Below are 21,360 nucleotides of genomic sequence, written 5' to 3'. Positions count from 1 at the left end.
AGTGACCTAGGCTGGCCGTCCTTCCCGACATCCTCGTTCCCGGCCTGCGCGTCGTCTTCTGCGGCACGCAGGCCGGGGCGGCTTCCGCCAGGCGCGGCGCCTACTATGCGGGGCCGGGCAACAAGTTCTGGAAAACCCTGCATGAGATCGGCCTGACGCCGGAACGGCTGGCGCCCGAAGCCTTCCCGACGCTGCCGGACTATGGCATCGGCCTCACCGATGTCGCCAAGCTGACCTCGGGGCCCGATACCGACCTTCGCAGCGCTCACTTCGACGCGGAGGGCTTGATGGCGCGGATGGCGCTCGTTCGTCCTCGCATCGTCGCCTTCAACGGCAAGCGCGCCGCGCAGGCGGTGCTCGGTCCGCTGCGAAGTTACGGCTTGCAGCCGGTCCAGCTCGTCGGAGCCGAAATCTTCGTCCTGCCCTCGACCTCTGGCGCGGCTAGCGGCTTCTGGTCGATCGAACCCTGGAAAGAACTGGCCGCCCATCTGGCCGGAACCGGAACGCGATGAAACCACTCCAACCCGTCTCCGCCCCGGCCCGTATCGGCTACGGCATCGCCTTCTTCGCGCTCTTCGTGGCGCTCTGGTCGGTCGCCACCTTCGGCGGCTACGTCCAGAGGTTGTTCCTCGCCGACCCGCTGACGATGGTCGCAGAGGGTTACAACCTGCTGGTCCGGCACGGCTTTTCCTTCGATATCATGATGACGATCTGGCGCGTCGTCGGCGGCTTCGTGCTCGCGGTGATCGTGGCGCTGCCGCTCGGCATCATGATGGGCGCCTACAAGCCGGTCGAAGCCTTCCTCGAGCCCTTCGTCTCCTTCGCGCGTTACCTGCCGGCCTCGGCCTTCATCCCGCTGCTGATCCTGTGGGCCGGCATCGGCGAGGCCCAGAAGCTGCTCGTCATCTTCATCGGTTCGGTCTTCCAGCTCATCCTGATGATCGCCGTTGCGGTGGGGTCGATCCGGCGCGACCTAGTCGACGCGGCCTATACGCTGGGCGCGACCGACACGTCCGTGGTGCGCCGCGTGCTCCTGCCCAACGCGGCGCCCGAGATCGCCGAGATCTTCCGCCTCGTCCTCGGCTGGGCCTGGACCTATGTCATCGTCGCGGAACTCATCGGGTCCTCCTCCGGCATCGGCCACATGATCACCGACAGCCAGGCGCTGCTGAACACAGGGCAGATCATCTTCGGCATCATCGTCATCGGCCTGATCGGGCTGGTCTCGGATTTCCTCTTCAAGGCGGTCAACCAGCGCCTGTTTCCGTGGGCGAAACTGTGAGCAAGCTTCTGGTCGAGAATGTCGGGAAGGTCTTCCCGGCCCAGCGCGGCGGCCAGCCGACCCGCGCCCTGATGCCAACCTCGCTGAACGTCGGTGACAACGATTTCATCTCCATCCTCGGCCCCTCCGGCTGCGGCAAGTCCACCCTGTTGCGCATCATCGGCGGGCTGGAGACCGCGAGCGAGGGCCGGATCATGCTCGACGGCGCCCCCGTGGCCGGCCCGGGCGCCGACCGCGGTTTCGTCTTCCAGAGCTACACGCTGTTTCCCTGGCTGACGGTGGCACAGAACATCGCCTTCGGCCTGCGCGAAAAGGGCCTAGCCGAGCGCGAGCGGCTGGACATTGCCCGCAGTTGGGCCGATCGCGTCGGCCTGTCCAACTTCATCGATCATTTTCCGAAGCAGCTTTCGGGCGGCATGCAGCAGCGCACCGCGATCGCCCGCGCCCTCGCCAACGATCCCAAGATCCTGCTGCTCGACGAGCCCTTCGGCGCCCTCGACAACCAGACCCGCGCATTGATGCAGGAAATGCTGCTCGGCATCTGGGAGCGCGAGCGCAAGACCGTGCTCTTCGTTACCCACGATATCGAGGAGGCGATCTTCGTCGGCTCCCGCGTGGTGGTGATGAGCGCGCGGCCGGGCCGCATAAAGGCCGACATCGCTGTCGATCTGCCGCATCCGCGGCCCTACACCATCAAGACCAGCCCGGAATTCGTTGCGCTGAAGGAACGCCTCGTCGAGGAAATCCGCGCCGAGGTGATGGCGAGCCCGCATTGAGCGGCCCGGCCTAACGTCAAGCCGGCGGGGCGATTGACAGCCCGCCGGGATAATGATTGGTTTCATTCCAATTGGCCTGACCACATGGCCAAAGCGAGCTCCCGATCACGGGCGCCGAGGGGATGGAAACCGGGAGCAAGCTGTGCCGCTCGAGGCTGTCGAGTCGCCGCGTCTTTATCGCCAGATCGCCGACCAGCTCCGCCATCTCATCGATCGGCGCGAGTATCCGGCTGGCGGTCGGCTGCCGCCTGAGCGCGAGCTTGCGGAAAAGCTCGGCGTCTCCCGCCCATCGGTGCGCGAGGCCCTGATCGCGCTCGAGGTCGAGGGGCGCGTGCGTATCCGGATGGGCTCGGGCGTCTATGTCGTTGACCGGCCTGCGGAGCAGCCGGCGCTGATCTCGGCCTTCGACGAGGCGCCGGAGGGCCCCTTCGAGGTGCTCAAGGCGCGCGAACTGGTCGAGAGCGCAGTCTGTGCCGAGGTCGGAACCTCCGCCGGGCCCGGCGATCTGGCGGCGCTCGACGACATCCTCAGCCGGATGGAGATGGCGGGACTGACCGGCGACGAGCTCGTCGCGCTCGACCGCTCCTTCCATGTCGCGATCGCCTCGATCCTCGGCAACGCCGTGCTGGCGCGCTTCGTCGGCCTGCTCTTTGACCAGCGCATCAATCCCTATTTCCGCCAGCTCGCGAGCTATTTCGAGAATGCCGAGTCCTGGCGCGAGGCGTTGGCCGAGCACCGCGAGATTCGCGATGCGATCGCGGCGGGAGCGGGCGAAGGGGCGCAAGCCGCGATGCGCCGTCACCTCCAGCGCTCGCAGGAGCGCTTCTCGCAGAGTTTCGGGGAGGGGCCACCGAAGGCGAGGCCGGGCGGGCGCGAAACCGGACGCGCGGCCGCCGCGGAGCGCCTGACCCGCAAGAATTGAAGCAGGAAGAGCTGAAGCACCGAGAACCGAGGCAGGAACAAGAAGAAGTCCGCAAGGCGCCAACCCAAGAAGCACAGCAACAAGACCGATCCCAGGGAGGGACATTGTGATGAAGACCTATCTGACGATGGCGGCCGTGGCCGCGGGCCTGATCGTCGCCGGCGCGCCGGCGCAGGCGCAGACCAAGCTGAAATGGGCCCATGTCTACGAGACCTCCGAGCCGTTCCACACGGAGTCGGTCTGGGCCGCCGACGAGTTCAAGAAGCGCACCAATGGTCGCTACGAGATCACGGTCTATCCGGCCTCGCAGCTTGGCAAGGAAACCGACATCAATCAGGGCCTGACGCTCGGCACCGTCGACATCATCATCTCGGGCTCGAGCTTTGCTGCGCGCGCCTTCCCGCCGATCGGCGTGACCTATTACCCCTTCACCTTCCGCGGCCCCGACCATCTGCTCGCCTACACCAAGAGCGATGTCTTCACGGACATGGCCAAGGGCTATCAGGAGAAGAGCGGCCACCAGATCGTCTCGGTGACCTATTACGGCACGCGCCACACCACCTCGAACAAGCCGATCAAGAGCTGCGCCGACATGAAGGGCCTCAAGATCCGCGTGCCCGACGTGCCGGCCTATCTCGCCATGCCGCGCGCCTGCGGCGCCAACACCGCGCCGATCGCCTTCGCCGAGGTCTATCTCGCGCTCCAGAACGGCACTGTCGAGGCGCAGGAAAACCCGCTGACCACGATCGAGGCCAAGAAGTTCTACGAGGTGCAGAAGCACATTGTCCTGACCGGCCACATCGTCGACCACCTCAATACGGTGGTTGCCAAGCAGCTCTGGGACAAGCTCTCGCCCGAGGACCGCAAGATCTTCAGCGAGGTCGCCCAGGAGGCGTCCGCCCGCGCTACCAAGAAGATCCAGGCTGACGAGGTCAAGCTCGTGCAGTTCTTCAAGGACAAGGGCCTGACCGTCACCGAGATCGACAAGGCCGACTTCCTGGCCAACGTCCAGAAGAACGTCACCTTCGAGCAGTTCGGCTACCGCAAGGCCGATTGGGATCGCATCCAGGCGATCAAGTAATCGCTCATCGATTGGCCCGGCGGCCTAGGCCGCCGGGCATCCTGCCCCGCACGGCCCCGCTGCGGCCGATTTCATCGAGGTCTGCCGTGGCCACTGACACGACGCCGGAAATCCATACCCAGGTCACGAGCGAGGAGATCGCTCACGTCTTCGACGAGGCGCCGCCGCCGGCCGATCTCTCCGGCTACGGCGTCGAGGACTGGATCACGCTTGCCGCCTTCTGGGTGATGGTCGGCTGCGTCATCCTGCAGTTCTTCACCCGCTACGTCCTGAACAACTCCTTCGCCTGGACGGAAGAGATCGCGATCTACGCGCTGGTCGTCGTCGTCTTCCTCGGCGCCTCGCTCTGCGTGCGGGCCTCGCGCCATATCCAGGTCGACTTCCTCTATCGTTACATGTCGCCCCGGATGGGGCGGATCATGGCGACCGGCGTCGATGTCGTGCGTGTCGGCTTCTTCGGCTACGGCACCTGGCTCATGTACAAATACGCCTCACTCATCCCCGACGAGATGATGACGACGGTCGACTTCCCGAAGTCGGTCATCTTCAATGCGGTCGTCCTCGCCTTCGCGCTGATGACGCTGCGCTCGCTGCATGTCGCCTGGCAGAACTGGCGCCGCGGCTATTCCGTGCTCGAGAAGCCGGAAGCTTTCGACGGCTCGGAGGCCTGAGACCAACATGCTGATCCTGCTCGGTTCCTTCCTCGGCCTGATGATCCTCGGCGTGCCCGTGGCGATCTCGATGGCCGTCGCCTCGCTCGCCTTCATCCTGGTGTCTGGCTCCGTTCCCGACGTCATCCTGGCCCAGCGCATGATTGCCGGCGTCGAGAGCTTCCCGTTGCTCGCCGTCCCATTCTTCATCCTCGCCGGCAACCTGATGAACATCGCCGGCGTCACCGGCCGCATCTATTCCTTCGCGGTCGCGCTGGTCGGCTGGATGCGCGGCGGCCTGGCGCAGGTCAACATCATCGGCTCGGTGATCTTCTCGGGCATGTCCGGCACCGCCATCGCGGACGCCGCCGGCATCGGCACGATCGAGATCAAGGCGATGAAGGATCACGGCTATTCGGCCGAAGTCGCGGTCGGCGTCACCGCCGCTTCCGCGACGCTGGGGCCGATCATCCCGCCTTCGCTGCCCTTCGTCATCTACGGCATGATGTCGAACACCTCGATCGGCGCGCTCTTCCTCGGCGGCGTCATTCCCGGCGTCGTGATGACGCTGTTCATGATGGCGACCGTCGCGATCTTCGCCCGGATCTACAACTGGGGCTCGGACTCGAAGTTCTCGCTCAAGGAGATCGGCACCGCCGGCATCGAGGTCGCGGTCGTGCTCGGCTTCCCGGTGCTGGCCTATGGGCTCGTCTGGGCCGGGCTCGAGGTGAACCTCGCGATCGGCCTCTCGCTCGTGGCCCTGCTCGCGCTCGACTACTATTTCGACTTCTCGGCGGTGATGGCGCTGATGACGCCGGTCATCCTGATCGGCGGCATGACCATGGGCTGGTTCACGCCGACGGAAGCCGCGGCCGCGGCGGTGATCTGGTCGCTGTTCCTGGGTCTCGTCCGCTATCGTTCGATGACGATGCGCAGCCTGACGAAGGCGACCTTCGACACCATCGAGACGACCGCCTCGGTGCTCTTCATCGTCACTGCGGCCTCGATCTTCGCCTGGCTGCTGACGGTGTCGCAGACGGCGCAGATCCTGTCCGACCTCATCCTCGGCTTCACCCAGAACAAATGGGTCTTCCTGATCCTGGTGAACCTGCTGCTGCTCTTCATCGGCTGCTTCCTCGACACCATCGCGGCGATCACCATCGTGGTGCCGATCCTGCTGCCGATCGCCCTCAAGCTCGGCGTCGATCCGATCCATTTCGGGCTGATCATGACGCTGAACCTGATGATCGGGCTGCTGCACCCGCCGCTCGGCATGGTGCTGTTTGTGCTCTCACGCGTCGCCAAGCTCTCGGTCGAGCGCACCACCATGGCGATCCTGCCCTGGCTGATCCCTCTCTTCGCGGCGCTGTTCGCGATCACCTTCATTCCCGAGCTGACGCTGTGGCTGCCGCGGCAGATGGGGATGATCCGATAGGCTGCCCGCCGCCCGGATCGGCGATGAGCCGGGCGGTGTTCTGCCTTGCGCGGCGGCCGGAGTTGCGCTCCGGTTCGCGGAGACCCATGTTCTCGGCCAAAGGGGCGCTGCCATCGAGGTGGAGCCATGCATGCCTTTGTCGCCAGGATGCTGTCGCGGCTGGTGAAGGAGCCGCGCATCGATGTGGTCTTTGCCGACGGATCGCTGCAATCGGTCGGCCGGGGGTCCGTCCCTGCCGTGCGGATGCGGATCGCTGACCGGTCGACCGAATTCAAGCTGGCCCTGAACCCGGAACTCGCGCTCGGCGAGGCGGTGATGGATGGCCGCGTCGTGGTCGAGCAGGGCTCGCTCTACGATCTGCTCGATCTGCTGATCGCGGGCCTGCACAAGGCGCGTCCACATGGCTGGAGCAAGACGCTGGAGGGCCTGCGCACCGCGCTGCGCCGCTTCCATCAGCACAACACGCCTGCGCTCGCCCGCCGCAACGTTGCCCATCACTATGATCTGCGGAGCGAGTTCTTCCGGCTCTTCCTCGACGATGACATGCAGTATTCCTGCGCCTATTTCGCACGGGCAGGCATGTCGCTGGCAGAGGCTCAGCTCGCCAAGAAGCGCCACATCATCGCGAAGCTCGCGATCGAGCCAGGCCAGAGGGTGCTCGACATCGGCTCGGGCTGGGGCGGCCTCGCGCTCACCATCGCTGGCGAGACCGATGCCAGCGTCACCGGCATTACCCTTTCCGATGAGCAGCTCGCCGTCGCGCAGGCACGTGCCGCGGATTCAGGCCTGCCGGTCGATTTCAGGCTGCAGGATTACCGTGCCATGGTCGGGCCCTTCGACCGTATCGTCTCGGTCGGCATGTTCGAGCATGTTGGCGTCGGCTACTATCGCGACTATTTCCGCAAGCTCGCCGAGCTTTTGACCGACGACGGGGTCGCGTTGATACACACCATCGGCCGTAGCACGCCGCCCGGCGCGACCAACCCCTTCATCACCAAGTACATCTTCCCGGGCGGCTATATCCCGGCATTGTCCGAGATGGCCGCCGCGATCGAGAAGGAGGGGCTGGTCATCACCGATGTCGAGGTGTTGCGCCTCCACTATGCCGAGACGCTGAAGGCCTGGCGCGAGCGCTTCCTCGCCCGCCGCGCCGAGGTCGTCTCCATGTATGATGAGCGCTTTGCACGGATGTGGGAGTTCTACCTCTCATGCTCGGAAGCGAGCTTCAGGCATGACGACCTCGTCGTCTTCCAGTTCCAGCTGGCGAAGCGGCTGGACGGCCTGCCGATCACGCGGAGCTACATGGCTGACTGCGGCCGGGACGGCGGCGGCCCGGTATAGCGTGCGCGGGGCCGGATCAGCCGGCCGGTCTCGCCCTGTTCGAGCGCATGGGCCAGCCAGCCCGTGGCGCGCGCGGCGGCGAAGATCTGGAAGGGCGCGTCCTCGTCGATCCTCAGATGCGCCGCCAGCGCAGTCAGCGCGAAGTCGATATTCGGCTCCTCACCGGTCTGTCCGGTCACCACGCGTCGCGCCTCGGCGTAGGCGGGTGGGAGCGAGAACGCCGCCAGCAGCCCGCGGGCGCGCGGGTCGCCGTCAGGGTAGAGCGGATGGCCGAAGCCGGGGATGGCCGCGCCGCTCGCCAGTCGCGTCGCGGCTGCCGCCGCGATGCCCTCGCGCTCCGCCTCGCGCATCAGCGTCAGGACGCGCTGGGCCATGCCGCCATGCAGCGGGCCGGACAGCGCGGCGAGCCCTGCCATCGCACACGCAGCGAGCGAGGCGCCGGTCGAGGCCGTGACGCGCACCGCGAAGGTCGAGGCGTTGAGCTCATGGTCCGCCAGCAGCACCAGGGCGCGGCGGATCAACTCGGCACCCGCCGCGTCGCAGGTCCAGGCGGAGGCCAGCCGCAGATGGATCGGCCCCTCGCCGGGGGCGCCCGCCACCGCGTCGACCAGCGTGTCGAGCACGGCTGCGGCTTCGAGATAGAGCGCCTTGCGCGTCCGCCCCGCCGTCGCCGGATCGGCCGCTGCGCGCGTGGCGATCGCGTTGAACATTCGTTCGCGTGCCGGCCCCGCCGCGACCGGCCGGGTCAGTGTCGGAAAGCGCTGGGAGCCGCAATCCCAGAGCAGCCGGGCGATATCCTCGAGCCGGGCGCTCTCGGCCAGTTGCTCTGCGTCCTGCCCGCGATACCAGAGCTTGCCTTGCGCGATCGTGGTGATGCCCGAGGGCAGGACCGGCTCGCCCCACGCGATGGCGCCCTCAGCGATGGTCGCGTGGCGCCGCCCCTGGGCCTTGCGCTGTTCGAGACGCGCGACGTCCTCGGCGCGATAGAGCCTGCGGCGGGAATCGCCGGCCTCCTCACGGCTCTCGATCAGACCGCGGCTGACATAGGCGTAAAGCGTCTGCGGCTTGAGTTTCAGCCGCGCCATCGCCTCCGGAGCCGTGAGCCAATCGGTCATGCAAACACATTGATTATATTGTTCAAGATTGATTCTAATGCCGAGACGGCCAACCCTCAAGCCATTGCTTTTGAGGAGTTCAGCCCATGTCCGATGGTCTCGAAGACGTCGTCGCCGCCCATACCGTGCTCTCCGAAGTGGACGGAGCCGCCGGGCGCCTCGTGCTGCGCGGGCACAGTCTCGACGCCCTGGCGGGGCACGCCTCCTTCGAGGAGATGGCCTCGCTGATGCTCGACGGCTTCGTGGCCGATCTGCCGCGCGGCGAGGCACTGGCCGTCGCTCTCGGACGCATCCGCGCACGGCTCTTCGACGAGATCGTGCTGCGCGCCGCGCTTCCGGGCGAGCTTTCGCCGGTCGAGGCCCTGCGCGCCTGGACTGCCTTGATCCCCGATGGCGAGGATGTCGGCACCGTGCTGAGCCTGCTCGCCGCGCCTGCCGCCTTCACCGCGGCGGCGGTGCGTCGCCAGCGCGGCCTGGCCCCGGTCGCGCCCGATCCGGCCCTGCCGCAAGCGGCCGACACCCTGCGCATGCTGAGCGGCGCGGCACCCTCGGCCGCGCAGGCGGCTGCGCTCGACACCTATCTCGTCACCGTCGCCGATCACGGCCTGAACGCCTCGACCTTCGCGGCGCGCGTCGTCGCCTCGACCCGGGCCGGGCTGGTTTCGGCCGAGCTTGCCGGCATCGGCGCGCTGAAGGGGCCGCTGCACGGCGGCGCGCCGGGGCCGGTGATCGAGATGCTCGACGCCATCGGCGAACCGGTGAATGCGCGGCCCTGGCTGGAAGCGGCGCTGGATCGGGGCGAAAGGCTGATGGGCTTCGGCCATCGCATCTATCGCGTGCGAGATCCGCGCGCCGATGCGCTGAAGAGCGCGATCCGCCGGCTCGGCGCCGATGCCGGCCGGTTGGTTCTGGCCGAGGCGGTCGAGCGCGCGGCGCTGGCCATCCTGCGCGAACGCAAGCCGAACCGCGCGCTGGAGACCAATGTCGAGTTCTACACGGCGCTGTTGCTGGAGGCGCTCGGCTTCCCGCCCGAAGCCTTCACCTGCGTCTTCGCCATGGGGCGCACCATCGGCTGGCTCGCCCACGCCCACGAGCAGATCGCCGGCGGCCGGCTGATCCGCCCGCAATCGGTCTATGTCGGGCCGCGGCCGAAGGCCGCCGCGTAGGCCGGTGCGTGATGCCCGGGCGACCCGAGCATCACGTGACAAGGAGGCTCCGGCGCCTTCTGCCGCCTAAGATTCTCGGGCCGAAGCGTCGCTTCGCCCGAGAATGACGGGTGAGCCTACGCCGCGGGCGCCAACCGGATTGCGTAGAGCGCGGCTACGGCCGCCGTAGCCGCGCAGGCGATCTCCGCCGGCCCCTCCACCAGCGCGCTGTCTCCGGCCGCAAGCGCCTCGCCGTCCACCGACCAGCCGCCCTCCGGCGCGACGAGCAGGAGCAGCCCGCGCTCCGCCGCGACGCGATGCTCCGTCGGCCCCGCCAGCCGCTCGACCGCGTGCGACCAGCGCCCGCGACGGCTCATCACATTCAGATCGTCGATCGGGCCTGCGGTCAGCAGCCCGTCCACCGCCCGGTCGGCGGCGAAGAAGAAGGGCGGCGACGAGCGGTCGAGTGTCACCGTCTCGCTGTCGAACGCGAGACGGATGCCGCTGCCGGACAAGACCGAAAGCGTGCGGTCGATGCCGGGGAAGGATGAGAACGGCCCGTCTTGCCCGACATGGGCCATCGAGACTCGCCAATCGAAATTCTCCATCGAGGCGCCGGCGGGCGACACCGCGATCTCGGTGGTGGTACCGCCGCCGTTCTTCCACGGCATGACGCGATGCTCGGCGGCGCGGATGATGCGCATGCGATACGGTCCTTCCATTGCGCCCGTCATGCTCGCCCTTGTGGCGAGCATCCACGTCTTGAACCCCGCCCTCGACCAGCGAAGACATGGATGGTCGGGACAAGCCCGACCATGACGACGACGTGCTACCCCAGAATCCCCGGCAGCTTCAGCCCCTTCTCGACCGCGCAGTCGCGCGCGATCTCGTAGCCGGCGTCGGCATGGCGCATCACGCCCGTCGCGGGGTCGTTCCAGAGCACGCGCTCCAGGCGCTTGGCCGCCTCCGGCGTGCCGTCGGCGACGATGACCACGCCCGAATGCTGCGAATAGCCCATGCCGACGCCGCCGCCATGGTGCAGCGAGACCCAGGTCGCGCCGCCGGCGGTGTTCAGCAGGGCGTTGAGCAGCGGCCAGTCGGAGACCGCATCCGAGCCGTCCCTCATCGCCTCCGTCTCGCGATTGGGCGAGGCGACCGAGCCGGAATCGAGATGGTCGCGGCCGATCACAACGGGCGCCTTCAGCTCGCCCTTCGCCACCATCTCGTTGAAGGCGAGGCCGAGCCGATGGCGGTCCCCGAGACCCACCCAGCAGATGCGGGCGGGAAGGCCCTGGAACTGGATGCGCTCGCGCGCCATGTCGAGCCAGTTGTGCAGGTGCTTGTCGTCGGGCAGCAGTTCCTTCACACGCTGGTCGGTCTTGTAGATGTCCTCCGGATCGCCCGAGAGCGCCGCCCAGCGGAAGGGGCCAACGCCGCGGCAGAAGAGCGGGCGGATATAGGCCGGCACGAAGCCCGGGAAGTCGAAGGCGTTCTCGACGCCCATGTCCTTCGCCATCTGGCGGATGTTGTTGCCGTAGTCGAGCGTCGGCACGCCCATGGTCTGGAAGTCGAGCATCGCCTTGACGTGCACGGCCATGGAGCGCTTGGCGGCTTCGACGGTGCCGGCGGGATCGCGCTCCTTGCGCTCCTCCCATTCCTCCAGCGTCCAGCCGGCCGGCAGGTAGCCGTTCAGCGGGTCGTGGGCCGAGGTCTGGTCGGTGACGACGTCGGGGCGGATGCCGCGGCGGACCATGTCCGGGAAGATCTCGGCCGCATTGCCGAGCACGCCGACGGAGACGGCCTTGCCCTTGGCATGGGCGGCCTCGACGATCTTCAGCGCCTCGTCGATGCTGTCGGCCTTCTCGTCGAGATAGCGGGTGCGCAGCCGGAATTCGATGCTCGACGGCTTGCACTCGACGGCGATCATCGAGGCGCCGGCCATGGTCGCGGCCAGCGGTTGCGCGCCGCCCATGCCGCCGAGGCCGCCGGTCAGGATCCACTTGCCCTTGAGGCTGCCGCCATAGTGCTGCCGGCCGACCTCGGCAAAGGTCTCGTAGGTGCCCTGAACGATGCCCTGCGTGCCGATATAGATCCAGGAACCGGCCGTCATCTGGCCGTACATCATCAGCCCGACCTTATCGAGCTTGTTGAAATGCTCCCAGTTGGCATAGGCCGGCACCAGGTTGGAGTTGGCGATCAGCACGCGCGGCGCGTCCGCATGCGTCTTGAAGATGCCGACCGGCTTGCCGGACTGCACCAGCAGCGTCTCGTCGGCCTCCAGCGAGCGCAGGCTCGCGACGATGCGGTCGAAATCCTCCCAGGAGCGCGCGGCGCGGCCGATGCCGCCATAGACCACGAGCTCGCCCGGCTTCTCGGCGACATCCGGGTCGAGATTGTTCATGAGCATGCGCAGCGGCGCTTCGGTCAGCCAGCTCTTGGCGGACAGCTCGGTGCCCTTGGGGCTGCGGATGACGCGGCTGTTGTCGATGCGGGTCACTGGGCTTTCCCTTCGAGCTTGGCGGCGGCGTCGAGCGCGGCCTCGATGATGGCGGAGAGGGCGGATTGGAGCGCGGCGGCCTTCGGATCGTCGAAACGCCACGGCGCTTCCTCGGCTGCGAGATAGGCGGACAGCGCCTTCTCCATCTGGATGGCGTGGACATGGTTCGCCGGCTGGCCGTAGTGCCGGGTGATCCAGCCGCCCTTGAAGCGACCATTGGCGATTTGGGTCTGCGGCTGGCCGACCATCGCATTCACCGCGGCGGCCTCGACCTCCGGCGCGCAGCTCGCGCCCGAATTGGTGCCGAGATTCAGCGTCGGCAGTGTGTCGGGAAACAGCCGCGGGATCACGGACTTGATCGAGTGGCAGTCCCAGAGCAGGCAGAAGCCGTTCGCGGCCTTCACCCGCACGATCTCGGCCGAGAGCGCGTCGTGATAGGGCTGGAAATAGAGGCGCTTGCGCCGTTCGATCTCGGCCGCGTCGGGCGCTGTGTTCCAGATCGGCTCGCCCGAGAAGGTCGTGGTCGGTACGAGCTCGGTCGTGGCTTGGCCCGGATAGAGCGAAATGCCCGAGGGATCGCGGTTCAGGTCGATGACGAAGCGCGAGAGCCTCGCCTCGACGATGGTCGGCTGGAATGTTTCCGCGAAGGCATAGACCTGCCGCATATGCCAGTCGGTGTCCTCGACGAGCCGGCCGCGGTCGTTGAGCGCGGCAGCGACCTCCGGCGGCAGGCCGGTGCCGGGGTGCGGCATGGAGAGGATGAGCGGGGAGGGCCCCCGCGTGACGGTGACGATGTCGCTCACGCTCCGAACTCCGCAAAGCAATCCAGCCCGGCGGCCCTGCCGACGGCGCCCGACAGCACCAACTCCGTTGCCGCGGCGAGGTCGGGCGCCAGATAGCGGTCCTCGGTCAGCGGCGCGATGCGCCCGCGCAGCAGCGCCAGCACCGGCTCCAGCCGCGCGCTCGTCTTCAGCGGTCGGTGATGCTCGATCGCCTCCGCCGCTGCCATCAGCTCGACGCCGATGATGCTCGCCGCGTTCTTCGCCATGTCGAGCAGGCGGAAGGCGCCATGCGTCGCCATCGAGACATGGTCTTCCTGGTTCGCCGAGGTCGGAATGGTATCGACGGAAGCCGGGTAGGCCTTCTGCTTGTTCTCCGAGGCGAGCGCTGCGGCCGTAACCTGCGCGATCATGAAGCCGGAATTCAGGCCGGCATCCCGCGCGAGGAAGGGCGGCAGCCCGCTCATCACCGGGTCGACCAGCAGCGCCATGCGCCGCTCCGACAGGTTGCCGACCTCGCAGATGCCCATCGCCAGCATGTCGGCGGCGAAGGCGACCGGCTCGGCGTGGAAATTCCCGCCAGAGACGATCTCGCCTGGCCCCAGTACCAATGGGTTGTCGGTGACGGCGTTGGCCTCGATGGAAAGCGTCGCGGCGGCGTTGGCGAAGAGATCGGCGACCGCGCCCATCACCTGCGGCTGGCAGCGCAGGGAGTAGGGGTCCTGCACCTTCGTGTCGCCGTGGCGATGGCTTTCGCGGATGGCGCTGCCGGCGATCAGGTCGAGCAGGATCTTCGCGACCCGGATCTGCCCGGGCTGGCCGCGCAGCGCCTGGATGCGCGGGTCGAAAGGCGTGTCCGAGCCCTTAAGCGCATCGACGGACAGGGCTCCCGCCACCAGCGCCGCATCGAAGACGCGGGCGAGATCGACGAGCGCCGCCAGCGCCAGCGAGGCCGAGACCTGCGTGCCATTGATGAGGGCAAGGCCCTCCTTGGCGCCGAGCGTCAGCGGCGTCTGGCCGATGCGTTGCAGCGCTTCGGCCGCCGGCAGGGTCTCGCCCTTGAGCCGGATTTCGCTATAGCCCATCAGCGCGGCGGTGAGATGGGCGAGCGGCGCGAGATCGCCCGAGGCGCCGACCGAGCCCTTGGCCGGCACGACCGGCAGCGCGTCCGCCTTGAGCGCACCCGCCAGCGCTGCGATCACCTGCGGCCGCACGCCGGAGGCGCCGCGCGCCAAGCTTGCCGCCTTCATGGCGAGGATCAGCCTCACGACGCTGTCGGGCAGGGCTGGTCCTGTGCCGACCGCATGCGACAGGATGAGGTTGCGCTGGAGCGTGGCGAGGTCAGCGTCGGCGATCCGCACGCTGGCGAGTTTTCCGAAGCCGGTGTTTACGCCGTAGGTCACAGCTCCGGCCGCGACGATATCTTCGACGATGGCCTGCCCTGCCTCGATGCTGCGCGCGCTGTCGTCGGAGAGCGCGGTCGCGGCGCCGTCGAGCACCGCGCGCCATTCGGTCAGGGAAGCCCGTCCGGGCTTCAGGGAGATGCTGGTCATTGTCCGTTCCGGATGCGGGCGTGGAGAGGGTTGAAGCCCATGCGGTAGGCGAGCTCGGCAGGCCGCTCGATCTCCCAGATCGCGAGGTCACAGGCCTTGCCGGCTTCGAGGGTGCCGGTCTCGTCCTGCATTCCGAGGGCGCGGGCGGCGTTGAGCGTCATGCCGGCCAGTGCCTCCTCGGGCGTCAGGCGGAAGAGCGTGCAGCCCATGTTCAGCGTCATCAGCGGCGAGGTCAGCGGCGAGGTGCCGGGATTGGCGTCTGTCGCCAGCGCGATCGGCACGCCGTGCCTGCGGAGCAGCTCGATCGGCGGCTTCACAGTCTCGCGCAGGAAATAGAACGCACCGGGCAGCACGACAGCGACCGTGCCGGCCTGGGCCATGGCGATGACACCGTCCTCGTCGAGATGCTCGAGATGATCGGCCGAGAGTGCGCCCATCTGCGCCGCGAGCTTGGCGCCGCCGAGATCGGAGAGCTGCTCCGCATGGATCTTGATCGCCAGGCCCCTGGCCTTTGCAGCCTCGAACACCAGCCGCGTCTCCTCGGGCGAGAAGGCGATGCCCTCGCAGAACACGTCGACGGCGTCGGCCAGGCCTTCGGCTACGACCGCATCGAGCATCGGTCCGGCGACGAGCGCGGCATAGTCGTCCGAGCGCCCCTTGTATTCCGGCGGCACGGCATGGGCGCCCAGGAAGGTGGTGCGAACCGTGACGTCGCGCTCGCGGCCGATGCGACGCGCGACGCGCAGCACCTTGGTCTCGCTCTCGGTGTCCAGCCCGTAGCCCGACTTGATCTCGACGGTGGTGACGCCTTCGCGGACGAGTTCGGCCAGGCGCCGGTCGGCTGACGCGAGAAGCTCGTCCTCGCTCGCCGCCCGCGTCGCCTTCACGGACGACAGGATACCGCCGCCGGCGCGCGCAATCTCCTCATACGTGGCCCCGTTCAGCCTGAGCTCGAATTCATGTGCCCGGTCGCCGCCATAGACGAGATGGGTGTGGCAATCGATCAGCCCGGGGGTGATCCAGCGCCCGCCGCAGTCGATCGTCTCGGCGGCACGGAAGGAGGGCGCCTCGCTGCGCGGGCCGGCATAGAGGATGCGCCCGTCGCGGGCCGCCACGACGCCGTCCTCGACCGCGCCATAAGGGGCGGCGACGGCGGATGACATCGTCGCCAGCCGCGCCTGGTTCCACAGCCTGTCACAGGCCGCAGTCTCGCCGGACATCGTCGCCACGTCAGATCCTCTCGACTATCCTTTGATAACGAGCATGCTATCCAATTGCATATGCAAATGGCAAGAGGTAATTGCATATGCAATTAGATCGCCGGCCGATGAGCGGATGCGGCTTTCGAAAGAAGCCAATGCGAAACAGAAGGCTGGATCGAGGAGCCGAATGCGATATTCGGTGCCTTGATCCGGTGATTGGAGCGATGCCGTGACCCTGACCCTGCATCTTGAGCAGGCCCTCCTGCCGGACGGCTTCGCCGACAATGTGAGAATGACCGTCTCGGACGGGGCGATCGCTTCGGTCGAGGCGGGTGTGCCGGCGTGCAACGGCGATACGCGGCTGGCCGGCCTCACCCTTCCCGGCATGCCGAACCTGCACAGTCACGCCTTCCAGCGCGGCATGGCGGGCCTGTCCGAGCGTCGCGGCGCGGCCGAGGACTCCTTCTGGACCTGGCGCGACGTGATGTACCGCTTCCTCGACCGGCTCGACCCCGACGACGTCCAGGCGCTGGCCGCCCAGGCCTTCGTCGAAATGCTGGAAGGCGGCTTCACGGCGCTGGCCGAGTTCCACTACCTGCATCACGACAGGGACGGCCGTCCCTATGCGGACATCGCCGCGATGGGTGGTGCGATCGCGGCAGCTGCCGAGGAGACCGGGCTCGGACTGACTCTGCTGCCGGTGCTCTATCGGTTCGGCAATTTCGGCCAGGCGCCGTCGGTCCATGGCCAGCGCCGCTTCGTCAATGACCGCGATTCCTATCTGAAGCTGGTCGAGGCAAGCGCCGCCGCCATTCGTCACCTGCCCGATGCCAGGCTCGGCCTCGCGCCGCATTCACTGCGGGCTGTCGCGCTCGACGATCTCGGCTGGCTCGCAGCCCTGCGGCCGGATGCTCCGCTCCACATCCATGTCGCCGAGCAGATGCGAGAGGTCGAGGATAGTGTCGCGATCACGGGGCGCCGCCCGGTCGCGCTGCTGGCGGAGACGATCGAGCTCGACCGGCGCTGGTGCCTGATCCACGCCACCCATCTCGACGATGGCGAGCGCGACGCGATCGCGGCGAGCGGCGCCGTCGCGGGGCTCTGCCCGATCACCGAGGGCAGCCTGGGCGACGGCATCTTCGACGGGGTGCGCTACCGTGCCTCCGGTGGCCGCTATGGCGTCGGCAGCGATTCCAACATCCAGATCGATGCCGGCTCCGAACTGCGGCTGCTCGAGTACTCGCAGCGTTTCCGTGATCGTCGCCGCGCTCTCATGGCCGAGGCCGACGTCTCGACCGGCGTCGCACTCTGGCGCGCCGCGGCAGCCGGCGGCGCACAGGCCTGCGGCCGCGCGCTCGGTGCTCTCGCCCCCGGCCTGCGGGCCGATCTGGTCACGCTCGACGCCGACCATCCGGCCATTCTCGGCAAGACCGGTGAGGGTGCGCTCGACAGTGCGATCTTCGCCGCCAACGCGCTGCCGGTGCAGGCTGTCTTCGTCGGCGGGCGGCAGGTTGTAGCGAATGGGCAGCATCCGGCCCGCGCGACCGTGAAGGCGCGTTTTGCCGTGGTCATGCGCAAGCTTTTGGCGGCGCTGTAGACGCCATGAACCAGACACAACTCGCTGCGGTGAAGCTGGATGGCGCCGGGCCGATCTATGATCAGATCCGGCGCGCGATCCGCGATCTCGTGCTGAACGGCTCCTGGCCGCCCGGAACCTCGGTGCCGCCCGAGCACGCGCTGATGGAGCAGCTCGGCGCCTCGCGGATGACGGTGCACCGCGCGCTCGTGCAATTGGCCCGCGAGGGGCTGATCACGCGCCGCCGCCGCTCGGGAACGATCGTCGCCAGCCCACCGGCGAGCCATGCCATGCTCGATATTCTCTCGATTCCGCAGGAGGTCGAGCGGCTCGGCCAACGCTATGAGCACGAGGTGCTGTCACGCGAGGATGGCCGCCCCTCGGCCGAACTGGCGATGCGTTTTGGCCTGAAGCGCGGCGAGCGGGTTGCCCATCTCGTCACATTGCATCGCGCCGACGGCAAGCCGCATGTGCTGGAAGAGCGCGTGATCCATCTCGCCGCGGTTCCGGCTGCTGCCGATGAAGATTTCCGGGAGACGCCGCCGGGCGACTGGCTGCTAAGCAACAGTCTCTGGTCTCAGGCCGAGCATGCGATCAGCGCGGTTCCAGCCGAGCCCGACGATGCCAGGCTTCTCGCCATCGAAGCCGGCGAGGCCTGCCTCCTGATCGAGCGCCGCACCTGGAATCAGGATGCGCCGATCACGGCGGTGCGCCTGCTTTACCCCGGCACGCGGCATCGCTTCGTCGGGCGCTTCGGCCCCTACGGCCAGGTTTGATCCGGTCCTTCCTACGTCGGAGGACCACCCCAAAAAACGAAAAAAGCCTGGGCGCCGCGCCTTTCGCGCCGCCCAGGCTTGAGGGAGCCGTCCCGAGGACGGCTCCGGAACTGTTTCGCCGTTCAGCAGTCGTAGCGGAAGCGGCGGCCCCATTCGTCACGGCCCACGCAGGTGCGGGTCGGCGAGGTGGCAGAACCGATGATCGCGCCGCCGACGCCGCCGATTGCGGCACCGGCCGCTGCGCCCCCGGCGCGCCCGGTTGCAAGGCCACCGATGAGCGCGCCCGTTCCGGCACCGATCAGAGCTCCGCCGGCGGTCCGTTCCTCATGGGCGGTGCAGGCACCAAGCGACGCTGCGATCGCAGCGATGATCATGATCTTTTTCATCGTGTTTTCCTTGGCGCTTGAAGAGCGTGGCGATAACCGCGCGCACTCAGAATAGGGTATTTGCACTGGCGCGGCCATGGCCGACCGTCCCACCCCAACGTCCCCCTGTCCCAAAAGTTCCGAGCCACGGCCCTTTCCCGCACCAGGCGGCCTTGTGCGATGCCATCAAGGCTTGGCTGAAGCCCTCACAATTCGCTCAGATTCGGTCGTCCGGGTGCGGAACCTTCCCGGGGCGGCCGCGTTGTTCCGGCAATCCCGCAGCACGACCTGCTGCTCCTGTCTGGGGAAGCGAATATGACCCTGCACGACACGTCACCGCTCTCAGAGCCTGTGCCCATGAAGAACCCGCTGATTGCCGGCGCGCGCGTTGCCGGCACCGACGTCTACAACACGGCTGGCGATCACCTCGGCGAGATCTATGACGTCATGCTGGACAAGCAGACCGGCAAGGTTGCCTACGCGATCATGTCCTTCGGCGGCTTCCTCGGTCTCGGTGAGAAGTACCATCCGATTCCCTGGAGCGTGCTCGATTTCGACACTGATCGCGGAGGTTACGTCGTTCCGCTGACCAAGGAAAAGCTTGAGGCGGCGCCCATGTATGACAGCGAGGGCGAACCCGACTGGGACGACAGAGCCTATGGCAAGCGCGTCCACGATTACTACGGCACGATGCCCTACTGGATGATGTAGGGCAGCCCAAGCTGCTGGTCGCGGCGGTTGCTATCCCCCCAGCCGAACCGTCGTGGCGGCGGGATGCGGGCCGAAAGGCCCGCATCTTCCTTTTTATGAGGGCGCGTACGGCCGACATGTCGACGGACCCCCGAGCGGCCTTTTCAGGCCGGCAGGTAACTCCCGCAAGCTCCGGACCGCCGCGTCCGGCATCGAGGGCTGAAAGCCTTTCGATGCGAACCCATGAGAGCGTCATGCGCATCCGCTACGGCTACAATATCGAGATCGTCTGCGACCGGGAGCTGCCTCTCATCACCTTGCTCGATGTGCATCCCTCGCGCCGGCATGACCTCGTCGCACCGGGCGAGATGGTGGTGACGTCGCTGCTGAACCCGTCGCTGCAGGTCGCGACGGCTCAATTCATCGACCTGTTCGGAAACATCTGCCGGCGCATCACCGCGCCTCCCGGCGGTATCTCGCTGAGGGCCGAAGGGCTGGTTTACGACTCAGGCGAGCTCGATCCAGTCAATCCGGCGGCCGGCGAGGTGCCTCCGTCGGGTCTGCCGGACGAGGCGCTGGTCTATCTGCTCGGCAGCCGCTACTGCGAAACGGACAAGCTGTCGGCCCAGGCGTGGAATCTGTTCGGGCATCTCCCGGCCGGCTGGCCGCGGGTGCAGGCGATCGTCGATTTCGTCCATAATCACCTGACGTTCGGCTACCACTTCGCCCGTCCCACGCGCACGGCTGCGGAAGCGTTCGAGGAGCGCGTCGGCGTCTGCCGCGACTTCGCGCATCTGGCGGTCGCGCTCTGCCGCTGCGTCAATATTCCGGCGCGCTACTGCAATGGCTATCTCGGCGACATCGGCGTGCCGCGGGATCCCGCGCCGATGGATTTCAATGCCTGGTTCGAGGTCTTCCTCGGCGGACGCTGGTACAGCTTCGACGCGCGGCACAATATGCGCCGCATTGGCCGCGTCGTCATCGCCCGGGGGCGCGACGCAACCGATGTGGCCATGGTCAGTTCCTTCGGCCCGCACACTCTGCAACGCTTCGAGGTCACGACCGAGGAGGTCGAGGAGGCCCCTCCGGAGCAGGCGCCGCCATTGACCCGCGCCAGCTCACGGCCTCTGGAGCCGGCAGCCCCCTGACGATCAACCGTGGCCGTGGCAATCGGGGGCGTCATTGCTTGCCCCGATCCGAAGCCGGCCTCTACTGTGTGCCGCCATGCATCACACCGTGATCGTCAATGCCCGCGCCGGAACGGTCCTCGAGGCCGGGCCGGAGGCCTTTGCCGCCCGGATCATGGCTGCGTTCGAAGCCGGCGGCTGTGCGGCCGAGGTCCGGCTGGTGCATCCGCGCGAACTGGACGACGCGCTTTCGCTCGCGATCGAGAATGCGGACAGCGTGCCGGTGATCGCGGGTGGCGACGGCACGATCAATGGCGTGCTGCCGGTGCTGCTCCGGGCGGGGCGACCGGTCGGCATCCTGCCACTGGGAACGGTGAACATCCTGGGGCGGGATCTCGGCCTTGCCGGCTCGCTCGAGCACCAGATCGCCGCGCTCTGCAAGGGCGAGCCCGTGGTGATGGATGTCGGCAGCGTCAATGATCGAATGTTCCATTCGATCTCGGGCATGGGCTTCTTCAGCCTGATGGCACGCAACCGCGAATACGCGCGCCGCCGCTTTCCGTTCAGCCGGGCGGTGGCCTTTCTCGTGGCCGCGACGCGCTCGATCCTGTTCACCCGGGCGATCACCGTCGATATCGGGATCGGTTCGGAGCGCAGGGTGGTGGAGGCCGATGCCGTGCTGGTCACGGTCAACAGCTTCGAGGGGGCCGACTGGCGCAGGCCCTGTCTGGACGGCGGTGTCTTCGAGGTTCATATCCTCAATGCTGGCGGGCTCTACTCACGCTGCAAGGCCGCTTTGTCGGTCGTTTCGGGGAAATGGCGCAACTCGGCCAATCTGATTTCCCTCACGGGATCCGCGGTGACCTTGACGCGCCGGGACAAGCGGCGCGGCCACATCACCTTCGATGGCGAGGTGGAGCGCAAGGCGGGCCCGCTGGTCTATAATCTGCTGCCGGGAGCGGTTCAGCTAATCGCTGCGCGCGAGCGCGCCCATTGAAAGCGCCGAGGCAGTGTCTATGTCGGTCGAGGTCCATCGCCCCGGAGACCC

At 67.4% G+C, this 21,360-nt stretch carries 21 protein-coding genes; 14 read left to right on the top strand and 7 right to left on the bottom strand.

Translation table 11 applies throughout. The annotated features are described in order from the left end of the window. Positions 1 to 11 precede the first annotated feature (11 nt). The 8 genes from VGN82_RS20425 to VGN82_RS20390 all read left to right on the top strand — a co-directional run bounded on the left by VGN82_RS20425 (position 12) and on the right by VGN82_RS20390 (position 7,487). A complete protein-coding gene (locus VGN82_RS20425; protein ID WP_327529192.1) occupies positions 12 to 512 on the top strand; it encodes a mismatch-specific DNA-glycosylase in 501 nt (166 codons plus the stop codon). Beyond that, positions 509 to 1,282, top strand: a complete 774-nt coding sequence (locus tag VGN82_RS20420; RefSeq protein WP_327528877.1) for an ABC transporter permease — start codon at positions 509 to 511, stop codon at positions 1,280 to 1,282. The genes VGN82_RS20425 and VGN82_RS20420 overlap by 4 nt, the downstream gene beginning before the upstream one ends. Then, positions 1,279 to 2,058, top strand: coding sequence for an ABC transporter ATP-binding protein (locus VGN82_RS20415; protein WP_327528876.1), 780 nt, complete (start codon positions 1,279 to 1,281; stop codon positions 2,056 to 2,058). The genes VGN82_RS20420 and VGN82_RS20415 overlap by 4 nt, the downstream gene beginning before the upstream one ends. 142 nt (positions 2,059 to 2,200) lie before the next feature. Continuing rightward, positions 2,201 to 2,980 (top strand): FadR/GntR family transcriptional regulator, encoded by a 780-nt coding sequence (locus VGN82_RS20410; RefSeq protein WP_327528875.1) that lies wholly within the window; start codon positions 2,201 to 2,203, stop codon positions 2,978 to 2,980. A 109-nt stretch (positions 2,981 to 3,089) separates the two neighbouring features. Next, positions 3,090 to 4,061: a sialic acid TRAP transporter substrate-binding protein SiaP gene (locus VGN82_RS20405; RefSeq protein WP_327528874.1), complete on the top strand. Its 972-nt coding sequence runs from the start codon at positions 3,090 to 3,092 to the stop codon at positions 4,059 to 4,061. A gap of 86 nt (positions 4,062 to 4,147) precedes the next feature. Beyond that, a complete protein-coding gene (locus VGN82_RS20400) occupies positions 4,148 to 4,732 on the top strand; it encodes a TRAP transporter small permease (RefSeq protein ID WP_327528873.1) in 585 nt (194 codons plus the stop codon). 7 nt (positions 4,733 to 4,739) lie between these two features. Then, a complete protein-coding gene (locus tag VGN82_RS20395; protein ID WP_327528872.1) occupies positions 4,740 to 6,146 on the top strand; it encodes a TRAP transporter large permease in 1,407 nt (468 codons plus the stop codon). A gap of 126 nt (positions 6,147 to 6,272) precedes the next feature. Next, on the top strand, positions 6,273 to 7,487 hold the full coding sequence (locus VGN82_RS20390) for a cyclopropane-fatty-acyl-phospholipid synthase family protein (RefSeq protein ID WP_327528871.1): 1,215 nt from the start codon (positions 6,273 to 6,275) through the stop codon (positions 7,485 to 7,487). Here the strand turns inward: VGN82_RS20390 and VGN82_RS20385 are convergent. Beyond that, a complete protein-coding gene (locus VGN82_RS20385; protein ID WP_327528870.1) occupies positions 7,445 to 8,602 on the bottom strand; it encodes a citrate synthase family protein in 1,158 nt (385 codons plus the stop codon). The two genes, VGN82_RS20390 and VGN82_RS20385, sit on opposite strands and share 43 nt — an antisense overlap. Positions 8,603 to 8,688: 86 nt before the next feature. Between VGN82_RS20385 and VGN82_RS20380 the strand changes: the two genes are divergently transcribed. Then, on the top strand, positions 8,689 to 9,768 hold the full coding sequence (locus tag VGN82_RS20380; protein ID WP_327528869.1) for a citrate synthase/methylcitrate synthase: 1,080 nt from the start codon (positions 8,689 to 8,691) through the stop codon (positions 9,766 to 9,768). Positions 9,769 to 9,884: 116 nt separating this feature from the next. On the opposite strand, the gene VGN82_RS20375 is transcribed toward VGN82_RS20380, so the two are convergent. From VGN82_RS20375 to hutI, 5 genes are all read right to left on the bottom strand, one after another. Continuing rightward, positions 9,885 to 10,451 (bottom strand): HutD/Ves family protein, encoded by a 567-nt coding sequence (locus tag VGN82_RS20375; protein WP_327528868.1) that lies wholly within the window; start codon positions 10,449 to 10,451, stop codon positions 9,885 to 9,887. A 125-nt stretch (positions 10,452 to 10,576) separates the two neighbouring features. Continuing rightward, complete coding sequence (gene hutU, locus VGN82_RS20370) at positions 10,577 to 12,244, bottom strand: urocanate hydratase (protein WP_327528867.1); 1,668 nt, start codon at positions 12,242 to 12,244, stop codon at positions 10,577 to 10,579. Beyond that, entirely contained in the window at positions 12,241 to 13,047 is an 807-nt protein-coding gene (hutG, locus tag VGN82_RS20365; protein WP_327528866.1) for an N-formylglutamate deformylase, read from the bottom strand. The genes hutU and hutG overlap by 4 nt, the downstream gene beginning before the upstream one ends. Next, positions 13,044 to 14,576, bottom strand: coding sequence for a histidine ammonia-lyase (hutH, locus tag VGN82_RS20360; RefSeq protein WP_327528865.1), 1,533 nt, complete (start codon positions 14,574 to 14,576; stop codon positions 13,044 to 13,046). The genes hutG and hutH overlap by 4 nt, the downstream gene beginning before the upstream one ends. Beyond that, positions 14,573 to 15,796, bottom strand: a complete 1,224-nt coding sequence (gene hutI / locus VGN82_RS20355) for an imidazolonepropionase (RefSeq protein WP_327529191.1) — start codon at positions 15,794 to 15,796, stop codon at positions 14,573 to 14,575. The genes hutH and hutI overlap by 4 nt, the downstream gene beginning before the upstream one ends. 211 nt (positions 15,797 to 16,007) lie before the next feature. On the opposite strand from hutI, the gene VGN82_RS20350 reads away from it, so the two are divergent. Continuing rightward, positions 16,008 to 17,375: a formimidoylglutamate deiminase gene (locus VGN82_RS20350; RefSeq protein ID WP_327528864.1), complete on the top strand. Its 1,368-nt coding sequence runs from the start codon at positions 16,008 to 16,010 to the stop codon at positions 17,373 to 17,375. A gap of 5 nt (positions 17,376 to 17,380) precedes the next feature. Next, a complete protein-coding gene (gene hutC / locus VGN82_RS20345) occupies positions 17,381 to 18,130 on the top strand; it encodes a histidine utilization repressor (RefSeq protein WP_327528863.1) in 750 nt (249 codons plus the stop codon). 122 nt (positions 18,131 to 18,252) lie between these two features. Here the strand turns inward: hutC and VGN82_RS20340 are convergent, their stop codons facing one another. Next, complete coding sequence (locus tag VGN82_RS20340; RefSeq protein WP_327528862.1) at positions 18,253 to 18,516, bottom strand: glycine zipper domain-containing protein; 264 nt, start codon at positions 18,514 to 18,516, stop codon at positions 18,253 to 18,255. Positions 18,517 to 18,810: 294 nt separating this feature from the next. Between VGN82_RS20340 and VGN82_RS20335 the strand changes: the two genes are divergently transcribed. The 3 genes from VGN82_RS20335 (at position 18,811) to VGN82_RS20325 (ending at position 21,309) form a co-directional block, all read left to right on the top strand. Beyond that, the gene (locus VGN82_RS20335) at positions 18,811 to 19,206 is read left to right on the top strand and encodes a PRC-barrel domain-containing protein (protein WP_327528861.1); all 396 of its coding nucleotides are present in this window, start codon (positions 18,811 to 18,813) and stop codon (positions 19,204 to 19,206) included. Between the two features lie 233 nt (positions 19,207 to 19,439). Continuing rightward, positions 19,440 to 20,333 carry a transglutaminase-like domain-containing protein gene (locus VGN82_RS20330; RefSeq protein ID WP_327528860.1) on the top strand — a complete coding sequence of 298 codons (894 nt, stop codon included), beginning with the start codon at positions 19,440 to 19,442 and terminating at the stop codon, positions 20,331 to 20,333. 76 nt (positions 20,334 to 20,409) lie between these two features. Further along, the gene (locus tag VGN82_RS20325; protein ID WP_327528859.1) at positions 20,410 to 21,309 is read left to right on the top strand and encodes a diacylglycerol/lipid kinase family protein; all 900 of its coding nucleotides are present in this window, start codon (positions 20,410 to 20,412) and stop codon (positions 21,307 to 21,309) included. The last annotated feature ends 51 nt before the right edge of the window (positions 21,310 to 21,360 follow it).

The sequence above is a fragment of the Allobosea sp. genome (genome assembly GCF_035999205.1).
Lineage (GTDB): Bacteria > Pseudomonadota > Alphaproteobacteria > Rhizobiales > Beijerinckiaceae > Allobosea.
This window is presented reverse-complemented; position numbering and strand designations above follow the sequence as displayed.